At 66.5% G+C, this 13,237-nt stretch carries 10 protein-coding genes; 3 read left to right on the top strand and 7 right to left on the bottom strand.

The window, feature by feature from the left end:
• Window positions 1–77: 77 nt before the first annotated feature.
• The 3 genes from ABZV77_RS11675 to ABZV77_RS11665 form a co-directional block, all read right to left on the bottom strand.
• Entirely contained in the window at window positions 78–683 is a 606-nt protein-coding gene (locus ABZV77_RS11675) for a hypothetical protein (protein WP_356253823.1), read from the bottom strand.
• Window positions 684–852: 169 nt separating this feature from the next.
• Entirely contained in the window at window positions 853–1,677 is an 825-nt protein-coding gene (locus tag ABZV77_RS11670) for an MOSC N-terminal beta barrel domain-containing protein (RefSeq protein WP_356253820.1), read from the bottom strand.
• A 46-nt stretch (window positions 1,678–1,723) separates the two neighbouring features.
• Window positions 1,724–2,149, bottom strand: a complete 426-nt coding sequence (locus tag ABZV77_RS11665) for a DUF6643 family protein (RefSeq protein WP_356253817.1) — start codon at window positions 2,147–2,149, stop codon at window positions 1,724–1,726.
• Window positions 2,150–2,419: 270 nt separating this feature from the next.
• On the opposite strand from ABZV77_RS11665, the gene ABZV77_RS11660 reads away from it, so the two are divergent.
• A complete protein-coding gene (locus ABZV77_RS11660; protein ID WP_356253814.1) occupies window positions 2,420–3,769 on the top strand; it encodes a TerD family protein in 1,350 nt (449 codons plus the stop codon).
• Window positions 3,770–3,773: 4 nt separating this feature from the next.
• Here ABZV77_RS11660 and ABZV77_RS11655 read toward each other — a convergent pair whose 3' ends face one another.
• Window positions 3,774–4,964 carry a glycosyltransferase gene (locus ABZV77_RS11655; RefSeq protein WP_356253811.1) on the bottom strand — a complete coding sequence of 397 codons (1,191 nt, stop codon included), beginning with the start codon at window positions 4,962–4,964 and terminating at the stop codon, window positions 3,774–3,776.
• Window positions 4,965–5,156: 192 nt separating this feature from the next.
• Here ABZV77_RS11655 and ABZV77_RS11650 point away from each other — a divergent pair, with 192 nt between their 5' ends.
• Window positions 5,157–5,774, top strand: coding sequence for a hypothetical protein (locus ABZV77_RS11650; protein WP_356253808.1), 618 nt, complete (start codon window positions 5,157–5,159; stop codon window positions 5,772–5,774).
• Window positions 5,775–7,106, top strand: coding sequence for a DUF3987 domain-containing protein (locus tag ABZV77_RS11645; protein ID WP_356253806.1), 1,332 nt, complete (start codon window positions 5,775–5,777; stop codon window positions 7,104–7,106).
• Window positions 7,107–7,195: 89 nt separating this feature from the next.
• Here ABZV77_RS11645 and ABZV77_RS11640 read toward each other — a convergent pair whose 3' ends face one another.
• From ABZV77_RS11640 to ABZV77_RS11630, 3 genes are read right to left on the bottom strand one after another with little or no spacing between them, the layout of a single operon-like run.
• Window positions 7,196–7,591, bottom strand: a complete 396-nt coding sequence (locus ABZV77_RS11640; protein ID WP_356253803.1) for a hypothetical protein — start codon at window positions 7,589–7,591, stop codon at window positions 7,196–7,198.
• An 11-nt stretch (window positions 7,592–7,602) separates the two neighbouring features.
• A complete protein-coding gene (locus ABZV77_RS11635; RefSeq protein WP_356253801.1) occupies window positions 7,603–11,487 on the bottom strand; it encodes a hypothetical protein in 3,885 nt (1,294 codons plus the stop codon).
• Complete coding sequence (locus tag ABZV77_RS11630; protein WP_356253798.1) at window positions 11,487–13,214, bottom strand: hypothetical protein; 1,728 nt, start codon at window positions 13,212–13,214, stop codon at window positions 11,487–11,489. The genes ABZV77_RS11635 and ABZV77_RS11630 overlap by 1 nt, the downstream gene beginning before the upstream one ends.
• Between the last annotated feature and the right edge of the window lie 23 nt (window positions 13,215–13,237).

Genomic DNA, 13,237 nt, shown 5'->3' with positions numbered 1-13,237 from the left:
AGGAGCCGAGGAGTTCGGCCGGTCCACCGTAGCGCGCGCGAGCAGGCGGAGTTGACCCGATGGCCGGGGCGGGTCCGTCAGGAGCCGGTGCCGGTCCGCCCCCAGTCGGGTCCGGCCTTCTCCCACGCCCGGTCGAGCCGTGCGTGACGCGCGCGCACCATGCGCCAGAGGATCAGCCTGCGGGTGCCCTCGATGAGCCCCGCGCTCGCCGTGGCGGCGCCGAATCCGGCCAGGACCGCGTGGGTCGTCGCCGTCGCGCCGTCCAGCGGGCGGCCGACGACGCGGCCGTGCTCGTCCGTCCAGAGCCTGAAGTGGTCGCCGGGGTCGGGGGATTTGAGGTCGGACAGCACCACGCCGTAGTGCTCGGTGTGGTCCGGGGCCTTCCAGCGGGCCAGGACGCGGCTGTGCGCGTCGCGTGCCGATGAGGTCTCGGGGTCGGGGTCGATCGGGGACGAGCCGACCTTGCGCAGGACGGTGCCGGTGATCGCGTGGCGGTCCTCGTGCTGCTGGTGCACCGAGGCGAGGAGGGCGTCCCGCGACAGGCTCGCGGTGAACACGCCGACGACCGGGACGCCGACGATGATCAGCATCAGGGCGGCCAGGGCCAGCCAGGCCTCGACCAGGTCGGTGCCGCGGCGCAGCGGATTGCGCCGCCACCGCCACAGGCCGACGATTGCTCGCACTGCCCTGCACCCCCTTCCGCGTCCGTCCTAACCGGAAACGGCACGGCCTACGTGCGAGAGGCGAGAAGAGAGAGCGAAATCACTCTCTGCAGCCGCCTTCCTCCGCTGCGCTTCATGCCCACGATCCCAACGTCCGTGCCCCGGCGTCGAGTTCCCGTTCGGGCAGCGGTCATTCGAGGATCGTGAACGCGTCACCGACGCGGATCCTTCCGGTGGATTCAGGCACCAGATTCTGCCCGAAGACGAGTTGGTCGCCGAAGCGGCGGTGCCGGGCGAGCGTCCGCAGGGGCTCCTTGCCGCGCTCCGCGGTGTGCTGGTCGGTGGTCGTCACGACGCAGCGCCCGCATTTCTTGACGACGCGGAAGGTGGCGTCGCCGATGGCGACGCGCCGCCAGTCGTCCTCGGCCCAGGGCGGGGTGCCCGCCACGACGACATTGGGCCGGAAGCGGTTCATGGGCAGCGGGCCCTCGTCGGAGTGGTCGCCCTGGGCGATGAGGGAGTTGAGCGCGTCGAGTGAGGAGAGGGCGGTGAGCAGCAGCGGAAAGCCGTCCGCGAAGCCGACCGTCTCACCGGCCCTGCCGTACGCCGGGTCCACGGGGCGGCGGGTCGCGGGGTCGTCGAGGTGGACGAGCCGGACGTCCATGTCCAGGTGGGCGCTGAACCAGGCGTGCGCCGCGTCCTCGGCGGGCACCGCCTCGATCTTGTCCCGCCAGATCTCCACCGGCACGGTCCTGCCGGGCTCGGGCACGCCGACGGTGAGGGGCTCGCGGCCGGGCGCGGACACACGGATGCCGCCGCCGGGCTGTGGCTCGGCGGCGACCAACGCCATGCGCGGATGCGGTCGTTGCGACACGAACCGTCCGTCGCCGTCGACCAGCATCCATCGACGGTCACCCGCGAGCCCCCAGGGCTCGACGACGGCCTCACGCGGAGCGTGCCCCCTGGCCGCCTTGAGCGGGTGAACGTGGATGGACCTCAGTGCTGGGTACGGCATGCGGCCATCCTGCCAGCAGCCGCTGACAGTGGACGGCCGCCGGTGATCAGTACCCGCGGTAGGGGCGGTTGTACGGATCCTCGTACGACGCGGGGGCCGGGCGGGGCGCCGCGGGGCGCATCGCCTCGTACCCCGTGCCGGGGGCGGGCCGCTGGGGCTGGGCTCCCGGATAGCCGCGCGGGCCCGCGGTCTGCTGCGGGATGTACGGCGCAGGTGCCTGCTGCAGCGGTGCGTGCTGCTGCGCCTGCTGGTAGCCGTACGCCTGGTTGGGATGGGAAGGGGCGGCGGGCAGCGCGGGCAGTGCGGGCGGCAGCGCGGGCAGGTGACTGCCCGTGTCGTACGCGGAGGGGACCCGGATCGGGGCGATCTGAGGAGTGCCCCGCTCTGCAACGAGGGAGTCGTAGATCGGAGTGTCCGGGAAGGACGGCGCGGAGTAGTAACCGCCGCCATAGGTGGAGCGGGGGGAGGTCATGCTCCATAAGTTAAGCCCTTGATGTGCTGGTTGGGGAGACCGATAAGAGGGTTGTTTTACGTGTCGGCTGTGACTGTGGATCCCCAATGCGAGCGAACTTGGCAAAATCGGTCGCCGAACGATGTTCGGATCGTGTAAAGGCCGAGCTCCTGAGGGGTTACCTGGGGTTGGCCGTGGGGCCCGCGCGGCACCGTCGTGGGCCTTCGCTCGGTCCGGGTAATAGGTTGGTCATGAACGGAAACGGCGGGCCCAGCCGGATGGCGACTTACGATGGGGGCGGACATGACAATGTCTAAAGGATCGAATGTTCCCGTACCGGCACCCGCGGTACGGATCGAATTGGGCTGGGGTTCCGGAGCCGGAGTGCCGGACGCCGATGCGTCCGCGCTGTTGCTGTCACCTTCCGGAAAGGTGCGCTCGGACGCCGACTTCGTCTTTTACAACCAGCCGGGGCACTCCTCCGGCGCGGTGCGCCATGAGGGCAAGCAGCGCTCCGGCAGCGGTGTGAGCGACGTGCTGAGCGTCGACCTCGCGCGCGTGGAGCCCGGGATCGAGTCCGTGGTGCTCGCCGCGTCGGCCGACGGCGGCACTTTCGGCCAGGTCCCCGGCCTGTACATCCGCGTTCTCGACGCGGCGAGCGGCGCCGAGATCGCGCGCTACGACAGCGCGGACGCGACCGTGGAGACCGCCTTCGTCCTCGGCGAGCTCTACCGTCGGCAGGGCGCCTGGAAGTTCCGCGCCGTCGGCCAGGGGTACGGCAGCGGCCTCGAAGGGCTCGCCACGGACTACGGCATTTCGGTGGACGAGCCGCAGCAGGCCGCCCCCGCTCCGGCGGCCCCGCCCGCACCCGTCGCCGCACCTCCCGCTCCCGCGGCGCCTCCGGCCCCTCCCGCCCCGGTCACCCAGCCCCCGGTCACCCAGCCCCCGGTCACCCAGCCCCCGGCCGCCCCCGCGCCGCCGCCCGCCGCGGCCCCCGCGCCCGTGCGCCTGACCAAGGTCACGCTGACGAAGGACGCGCCGTCCGTCTCCCTGACGAAGCAGGGCGGCACCTCGGGCGGCATGCGCGTGAACCTCAACTGGGAGGTGCGCAAGCAGTTCAAGGGCTGGGGCGCCAAACTCGGCAGGGCCGTCGCCATGCACGCCGACCTCGACCTCGACCTCTGCGCCCTCTACGAACTCACCGACGGCCGCAAGGGAGTCGTCCAGGCGCTCGGCAACGCCTTCGGTTCGCTGAACCAGCCGCCGTACATCCTGCTCGACGGCGACGACCGCACCGGCGCCGTCGCCACCGGTGAGAACCTCACGATCAACCTCGACCACATCAAGGACTTCCGGCGCATCGTCATCTTCGTGACCATCTACGAAGGCGCGCGCAGCTTCGCCGATCTGAATGCCACGGTCACCCTCCAGCCGCAGCACGGCGCCCCCGTCGACTTCTCCCTCGACGAGTGCACGGTCCCCTCGACCGTCTGCGCGCTGGCCCTGATCACCAACAACGGCGGCGACCTCGTCGTCCAGCGGGAGGCCCGCTATCTGGTGCCGGACCGCGGCGTGAGCCCGCAGCGCACCATGGACCACACCTACGGGTGGGGCATGAACTGGACGCCCGGCAGGAAGTAGCAGGTCAGGGCTGCTCGGGCGAGGGCTCCGGAGACGCGGTGTCGGGGCGTGCGTACGTACGCCCCTTCCACGCGGCACCACGCCCCCTGTAGTGCTGCACCGCCGAGTCCACCGTCATCAGGAGGTAGAGGAACGCGGTGCCGGGCAGCAGCAGTGCGAGCGGGAGCGGCTGGCGGTAGTAGCGGAGCATCGGCAGATACGTCGCCGTCATCACCAGCCAGGCGAGGCCACCGGCGACCGCCGCCGCCCGGCTGCCCGTGGCGAGTCCCGCGAACAGCGCGGCCGGAGGGGCGAGATACAGCACGGCGAGACCGGCGACCGTGCCGATGAGCAGCAGGACGTTGTGCCGCAGCTGGGCGTACGCGCTGCGCGAGACCATCCGCCACAGGTCACCGAGGCGTGGATACGGGCGCACGCTGTCCACGCCCTCGGCGAGCCCGAGCCAGATGTGGCCGCCCGAGCGCTTCACCGCCCGCGCGAGTGCCACGTCGTCGATCACCGCCTGCCGGATGGCATCGGGAACCCGGGCGCGCTCGGCGGCGTCCGTGCGCAGCAGCACACAGCCACCCGCCGCGGCGGCCGTCCGCGACCCCTTCCCGGCGATCCACCGGAAGGGATAGAGCTGCGCGAAGAAGTACACGAAGGCCGGGACCACCAGGCGCTCCCACAGGCTCTCCACCCGCAGCCGGGCCATCTGCGACACGAGGTCGTAGCCCCCGCTGCCCGCAGCGGCCACCAACTGGCGCAGGCTGTCCGGTTCATGGGCGATGTCCGCGTCGGTGAGCAGGAGGTATTCGGGGTCCCGCGCGCGGGCCAGGCCGATGCCATGACGTACCGCCCAGAGCTTGCCCGTCCAGCCCGCGGGCGGCTCGCCGGGGGAGCCGACGGTCAGCGGCAGCCCGCCGTGGCGCTCGGCCAGCGCCCGCGCCAGCTCGCCCGTGCCGTCCGAACTCCCGTCGTCGACAAGGAAGACCTCGGCCCGCCCCGGATAGTCCTGCGCGAGCAGCGAGGGCAGGCTCAGCGGCAGCACCGCCGCCTCGTCGCGAGCGGGGACGACGACACCGACCGAAGGCCAGTCGGCGGGGTCCCGGCGTGGTGGCAGACGCATGTCCGTACGCCAGAAGAAGCCCTGCCCCAACAGCAGCCACAGCCATGCGGCAAGCGATCCGGTGGCGATCCACGCAACGGCGCTCATCCGCCGAAGTCTGCCCCACGGGACGGTGCCTGTGGGGCCCATCGACTATGGTGACCGGGTGAAGATCCCGTCACTCTCATAAACACCCTACCCCTGCTGGCTCGGGCCCCGGTTAGTTAGTTTGGTGACTTGGTCGAGCTTCACCCTGGTACCGTCGATCGTGTAGCAACGAAGCGGACCTGGTGAACGATCATGAGTGGACCGGACCAGAAGAAGCCCGGCCTGCGCCTGGGTCAGATGGGTCAGATGATGAAGTGCCGCGAGTGCGGCGAGCCCCTGACCCTGTTCTCCATGGTGGACCCGGATGACGAGTGGGATGAGACCCCCGTCATCTACGTCCACCCTCGGGAACGCTTCATCCCGCAGACCGGCGAAGTCGAACCGCTGACCGACGAGTGCGCGTACGACCATGAAGCGGTGCCAGTACCGACTACGCCCCTCGAAGCCAACGTCATCTGTGACTTCTGCGCGTCACCTCACGTGCGGTACGTCTTCATCCCCCGGAAGCAGATCAGGATGCACGATCCTGAAACCGGGGCGACGAAGGACTACTCGTCACCCTGGCACTGCTGTGGTGGCTGCTTGAAGCCAGTGCGAGAGAAGGACTTGTCAGCCACCGTGAGGCGGGCTGTTAGTTCTAAGCACAGCTCATTGAAGGGTCAAGCAGGTTTCATCGTAGAGGTGCAGAAACTGAGCATACGTCGCCTCCAGAAGGCGTACTTCGACTCTCTCCCCGAGGGTCCGTTCCCGATGAAGATCGCACCGACGCCGAAGAAGATCGGCAAGCCTAGTTCTAGGAGGGGAATGTAAGTGGCGTTTGAAGAACCGAAGGGTCGCCCCAGGCTGGGGAAGAAGGCGTACCACGGTATCGCCGGGAAGATCCTCAAGTACGTAGAGCCTCACACCGAGGCTGACCCTGCGGGTGTTCTTGGAACGCTGATCTCCGGGTACTCGTGCATGATCGGCAACGAGCGCATGGTTCATGGGCCGATCAAGCAGCACATCAACGTGTGGACCATCCTCATGGGTGAGACCGGCAACGGCCGCAAGGGCACTGCCACTGATCTCGGTGAGGAGATCCTCCGCCCGGCTTCGCCGCTGTTCTGGGATGACAACACCACGACTTCACTGTCCTCCGGTGAAGGTCTCATCTACTCCGTACGAGACGGCATGGATGAAGACGAGGTCGCGGAGCGCCTTGAAGCGAACCTGAAGATCGACCGCGGAGTCTGGGACAAGCGCCTGTTCGTGGTCTCTACCGAGTTCGCCACCATCATGAGCAAGAGCCATGGCGGCACCCTCGGACCGGTCATGCGCGATGCCTGGGACGGCAAGAACCTCAACATCCACACCAAGGACTCAGAGGTTGCCACCCACCCTCACATCACGATCCTCGGACACGTCACGCCCAACGAGTTCGCGGACAGGCTGAAGCCGTCTGAGATGGCGGGCGGCACCTGGAACAGGTACCTGCCTCTCTACGTCCACATGACGCAGGAACTCGCCTGGCCCGAGCCTCCGGACGACTACGACGAGCAGCTCCGGGTGTTCGGCGATGACATCGGCAAGGCCATCCGGTACGCCCGCGAGGGTGCCGAGCCCGTCACGTTCCAGCCTGCGGCCAAGAAGTTCTACACCGAGAGCATCTACGCCGAATACAACGACACCTCAGGCGACACCGAGGTCATGAAGCAGTTCACGACAAGGCGTCTGCCCTACCTGCTTCGCGTGGCTGCCGTCTACGCCTTGATGAACCACCGGGACAAGATCAGCAAGGCTGACCTCGAAGCGGCCAAGGCCGTCATCGACTACGCCATCGAGTCGGCGCGCTATGTCGCCAAGGAGTTCAACAGCGGGAAGGGCCGTGACCGCAGCAAGACGGTCCCGCTCTCCGAGGACCGCGAGATGTTGAGTCATGCACTGAAGCAGGCCGGTGACGAGGGCCTGACGAGAACCCACATCCTGACGAAGGTCTTGAAGTTCCGACGCTCGTCGGCAGAGGTCGCAGGGCTCATCGAAGCCGTAGGCGCCATCGAGAAGAAGCGGCACAACCCGAGCGGGGGACCGCCCTTCAGGATCGTCTACCACCCTGATCACTTCCAGGCGGAGGAGCCCTCGAACCTGGACAAGCCACTGTCCTGAGGGAACACGAAAAGGCCCCCGACCTCCCATGAAGGGAAGCCGGGGGCTTCGTCGTGCGCAGGGTCCAACGACCTGGCCGGCTCAGGGACTTAAGACCTGAACAGGGCTCGTCCGTCCTCAAGGCTGAACTCGTCGATGACCGGAGGCAGCTCGGAGGTCTGCTCCGCAGGCGGACCGCCGAACATCTGAGTGTCTTCCTGAGGGCCGCTCAGGGCCTCCAGCTTCTCTTGGAGCGCCAGGTTCTCAGCAGCCAGGATGGCGAGCTGACCACCCTCCGCTTCCAGTGACCCCGGAGGGGCTTCGTGCAGGGCCTCGTCGGTCTTCTGGTCCTCAACCCGCTGTGCTCCCACACCACCAGCGAGGAGGGCCGCGACGACGCCGAGGATCGCCTCGTTGGGCAGGTTCGGGATGTACGTGGCCAGTAGCGCCAGGACGGCGCTCACGACGCTCGATATGAGCGCAGGGTTCTTCTTGATCAGATCCATGGGACCTCCTTCTAGTTGCTGAAGTTGCCTACGAACGGCTCGGACTCCGGTCCTTCCTTGCCGCCGCGTACCGCTCGAACGGTGACGGCCCACTGGCCAGCCGTCTTCGGCTTGGCGTAGATGGGCACGAAGGTGCCCCGCCAGTCCGTCTTGGTGGAGTCGGTGACCGTCGACACGACGCCGTCCTTGTCGGTGGCCGTGACCTTGTACTGCTCTGCGTAGCCCTCGCTGAGGGGCTTCTTGATGACCACGACCAGACCCATGGCCTCGTACTGCGCGTAGTCCCGTTCCACCTTCTCGATAACGGGCTTCTCGCCCGGCTCCTCGACGTCCGAGACGATGACGTACATGTGCTCAGAAGCGGATACGCCGTAAGGGTTCTCGGCCGTCACGGCGAAGCCGTACGTGCCCGGTTGTGTGTCGGGCATCGTGACCGTCTCGGCGATGATCCCCTGCGGAACCGGAGGCGCCATGAACACCTGCGACACCTTGGGGGAGTCGACGTCATGCCCTGCCCAGCCAGTCACGGTGTACTGGTCGGCGTGAGCGCGGGCGTCCCAAGCCACCTCGAAGTCGTCACCGGCCTTGTGCTCGACCCGAGCGACCTTCGGTGGGACAGGCTCGACGTTGCCCCATGGATGCTCGACGGTGACCCACCCGCCAGTGCCAGCAATGCAGACCTCGTAGGCGTATGCCTTGCCCCATTCGGGGCCCGAGTCTCCACCAGGCTTCAACTCGACCTCGGTCTCGACTACTGCCTCCCTCTCGTCCTTGACGGATGCGTCGTCCCTGACTCGCACGTCGTAGCCCGCAGCGCCTTCCACGGCATCCCACTTGAGGCCCGCGGTGTTCCAACTCTTGTTCCAGGGTTGGAGGTTGGCCGGTGCCGCCTGCTGCTTGGTGAGCTTCAGCGATCCCGCATCGGACCAGGGGCTGAACGAGGAGTGCGTGTTCCACGCTCGAACCCGGAAGTCGATCGTGTCGCCGGTCTTGGCCGTGTTGAAGTGACCTGCAACCATCTGGAACGACAGGGTGTTGCCAACATCGCGACCCAGCGGTTCGGGAGCGGTCGACGGGTACCAGGTGCCCCCGTTGCGTCGCCACTGCACGTAGTACTTCTCGGCGCCCGAATAGGCCGACCAAGACCCGAGTGGCCACTTGCCGGAAGCCTGAGCGAAGGACGGCTTCGACATCGGGGCGAACATCGAACCGTTGCCAGAGACGTTCACCGCATCGGGCGCGTACAGGGAGCGTCCGGTGGTCGACTGGCCAGACCACTTGTTGCCCGTGATCGTGACGCCCGGACTGTTGCTCGCATTGATGACGTGCGATCCGCGGTGACCCTTCAGCTCGTTGTCCTTGATCACGATGCCGGACGATGCTGGGGCTCCGGTGTACGTCACTGCTTCCCCGTTGCCCCTGTACCAGCGCCAGGCTTCCTCGACGCTGACTGCCGCGTACTTACAGGCCGGGTTGCCCGTGGTGTCGAACTTGTTGCCAGAGACGGTGATGTTCGCGTTGGCGTGGTTCGCCGCCTCAAGCGAGTGGATGACCACTGCGGCCTTCGAACCCTCGTCGATGCGCCCGTACTTCTTGTGGTCATGGCGCGACTTGAAGGTGTTGTTGCGGACGATCGAGTCCGTCCACCCGAACACACGCACCGCAGCACCGAGGTAGTCCTGAACATCGTTCTCCTCGATCGTGATCCGGGTGTACGGCTTGGTGGTGGTCGCACCGTCCTTCTTGCTTGCAGCGTGAGAGCCGACGAATACGGGCCACGTGCCGTGTGTGGACGACGCCTTGACGGTGCAGTCCCGCACCGTGAGGCCGTCGGTCGGTGACCCGTCCGAAGCGCCTGGAGGTGCTCCCCCCGCCTCGAAGGCTCGGTCAACCTGAATGGCTTCGATGTACGGGTATCCGTGGGACCGCCACACCGTGCCCTTGTAGTCGGGGTACTGCGCATCGAACCGATTCGCCTTCGAAGGGAGGAACCCTTCGAAGGTGACGTTGTCGATGGTCAGATCCTTGTTGCCGATGCAGTCGATCGCGTGGTTCGCGTAGACGTTCGTGATCCGCATGTCGCGGACGGTCCCTCGGGTGGTCTGGCAGAGACCCATGATCACGGAGATGTGACCCCACTCGGCAGAGTTCGTCGCGTTGCCGTCGATCGTGCCACCAGAGATCGTCCAGTCCGCAGGCCCGTTGTAGTTCTTGAACTGGTCCTCGACGCTGAACGAGCCGAAGGTCTGTCCGCCGCCCTGGCGAAGGATGACGGTGCCGTCCGACATTTTGAAGTGGACGTCCGTCTTGATGCGCATGATCGGACCGCCCGGCTGACTCGGGGAATGACGGACCGCGTACTGCCCATCCGGCACCAGCACCGTGCCGCCGTGCGGCGCACGTGCAACCTCGTCGATCGCCCGCTGGAACGCATCAGCGTTCCTCTCGGCATCCGTGTTGTTGACGTTCCCTTCCTTGATGCCGAAGTCCTTCGCGTTCACCACCTTCCCGTTGTTGGACACGTTCGACATGTCGTCGCACCAGACGCCGTTGTTGGTCTTCGGCGCGTCCCAGGTGTTGTCCTCGATGACGATCCCGGGAACGAGCTGCGACGAGATCACGTCGGTGCCAGCGTGGTTGACGCTGTGGTTGCGTCGGATGGTGATGCCCGTAGATCCAGCCGTAGGGGCCTGCGTCTCCTTGATCGTCCCGTCAGCGTTGTACTTGCGCCAAGCCTGGTTCACAGAGATGGCGGCGTAGCGGCAGCCGGGACGGCCCGTGTTGGTCAACGTGTTGTCTTCGATCTCGACGTTCACGTTCCGGTGGGCGTTCTTGTCGGGGGAGTGGACGAGGATCGCGGCCTTGCTCTGTTCGTCGGCAGTGCCCACCTTGGGGTGATCATGCCTCGACGAGAACTGGTTGTTCTTGATCGAGCTGTCATGCCAGCCGAAGACGCGAACCGCCGAACCAAGGTAGTCAGCAACTACGTTGTCCTCGATGTGGATGTTCCGGTACGGGTGCGCCGGGTTGCCATCCAACGTGAGGTTGGCGCCGTGGGAGCCCACGAAGACCGGGGGCGCCCCGGCCGTCTCGGACGGGCCAGCCCAGCAGTTGCGGACGAACAGGCCGTCGGTCGTCGCGTTGTCGAAGGCAGGCCCACCACCAGAACGGCTGTGAGCAGCGTCGACCTGGATCACCTCGATGTACGGCCAGCCATGGTCGCCACCCCAGGACGTGCCCGGCAGCCAGCCCTTGAACTTCACGCCGTCGACAGTCAGGTTCCGGTTCCCACCAGCATCTACACAGTGGTCGGCGAACGTGTTGAGTACCGTCAGGTCCTTGATCGTCCCACCGCTGGTGTGCGTGAGACGGAAGGCGACCGTCTTCACGTTCTGGGACTTGGCCCAGTGGCCGTTGTTGTCGATCGTGCCTTCGCCGCCGATGGTCCAGTTGCTCGGGCCGGTGTACCCCTGGAATGTCTCGCCGTCCAGGAAGCTGCCGAACATGTCCCTGTGCCCGGTGTTCTTGAGCGTCGCCCCCTGGGGGATGGCGACCTCGACGTTCGAGCGGACAGAGATGGTCGGAGGCTTGGGGGTCTGCACAGGGGCGCCGAACACGCAGTACGTGCCCTGCGGGATCACTACCCTGCCGCCGCCCTTGGCGGAAGCCTTGTTGATCGCCGCCTGAATGAGCGCAGCGTTTCGAGTCGCCTGCTCCTGAGTCGCGTTGGCGCTGTCCGCCAGGCCCTGAACCACGTCGGGATCGGTGCCGGAGAACACGACTCGCCAACCGACCTCGGTCGAGATCTCAACGGACTTGGCGGGCTTCCAACTCCCCTCCCATACCTGGACGTTCCTCGGGATCTTCCAGCCGGAGGTCGTATATATCTGCGCCATCAGACCTCCACCCAGATCGTTCCTACGTCGGCAGTGGGCGGCCGCGTGCCACCGATGATCACCTTCGGGGACTTGCCGTCCTTGCCCGGCTTCCCCTCCGGTCCCTGCTTGCCCTGCGGACCGGGAGTGCCGGGCTTACTGCGAAGCTCGTCGATCGTCGGGGACTCGATGGTCCCGTCAGCGTTGATGCGGGCAGCAGGATCCTCACCTTGTGCCTTGAGCCCGACTCGAAGGCCCTGCTGGAAGCTCGACTCCGACACCGAAGCCACACCCCCAACGGCTTCAATCGACGCAAGGAAGGACGTGGACTCGGTGCTCATGAACTTCCAAGGGGCCCCGATCTCATACTCCTTGGACGGGTCGAACCGGCCCCCTGTACTGCGCAGGTTCTCGGAGACGTTCACCTTCCCGTCCTTGTCCGTGAACCAGAGAACCCCGTCCTTGCTCTTGAACACGGCGCCACCGGTCATCGTGTCCGGGATGGTTCCGCCGCTCGGGACGTCGGCTAGCTTCAACCCCCAGTCAGAGCGGTAATCGTCTTGTGAACTGGGGTTACCGACCGTGTATGACCGGGAGATCATCGTGCCGTTGTGCACCACCTGGTTGCCCTTGGCGAACCAGAGTCGCTGAGTGCCGTTCTCGTCGTGGACGGCGAAGTACGGGCTCGACGAGTCCGCAACGGGGCGAACGATGAGCGGGCCCTTCACGTTGCTGAAGTCGACCGTCGCGGGGTCGCCAGGGTCGCCCTTCTCGCCGGGCTCGCCCTGCGGGCCGGGCTTCAGCTCGATGTCGGTGATCAGTTGACGGATGTCCGTGTGCGCAGCCGGGTCGACGTCGTGCGTCTCGATCTCCTGCGTCAGCTCGCCCGGAGAGACAACGTCCAGGCTCGAAAGGGCGTCCTTGATCTCCTGCTCAACGATCGGCTTGATGCCGTCGAGTGACCCGTCCTTCCCTGGCTTGCCCTCCGCGCCAGGGTCCCCTTGGGCGCCCTTGGGCCCCTTGAGCGCGGTGAGGTACTGCTCGTACGTCCCACCAGGGTTCTGGTCCTGCCAGACCTGGAAGGCGGACTTACCGTCTCGGCCTGTCTCGCCAGGGTCGCCCTTCTCGCCGGGCTGGCCGGGCTCTCCCGGCCGTCCCGGATCGCCTTGGGCTCCTGTCTCGCCACGCTCTCCGCGAGGCCCTCCAGGGCCTGTGTCGCCTCGATCGCCCTTGCCCTTGAAGCCGGACATCCACCCACGGATGTTCTCTTCGAGCGTCCAGTCCCCATGGGGCACGTAGAGGCCCAGCTCGACGGCGGCCTCGTACGCCGACTGACCATCCCGACCCTCGATCGGGAAGACGCGAGAGTCGAGCTGTCCGAAGTTCGTGGTCTTCAGGAAGTCGACGCCGTCCTTGTCATCCACGTACTTGTGTGAGACGAAGCACTCGGTGTCCCAGCCCTGACCGCTGCCGTCTTTCGGTTCGAACTCGACCGCGTAGACCCACTGCTTCGGGTTGGAACCCTCCAGGTCGCCAGGGATCAGGCCGATCTCGAACCGGCCGTCCTCGACGACGGCTTCAACCGCAGCCGGAACCAGCTTTCCCGAAGGAAGAACGACTGGGCCACGGGGCTTGAAGCGTATGAGTCCTTCAGCACCTCCCTTACCGACATCGAACGTGTTGCCCCACACCTTCACAGTGGGGGTGTCTTCAAATCCCGTCTTCACAGACTCTTCCTTTCTGGCCACGGACGGGGGCAGCACAAAGCCAC

It is taken from the genome of Streptomyces sp. NPDC004732, assembly GCF_040609235.1.
Taxonomy (GTDB): Bacteria; Actinomycetota; Actinomycetes; order Streptomycetales; family Streptomycetaceae; genus Streptomyces.
This window is presented reverse-complemented; position numbering and strand designations above follow the sequence as displayed.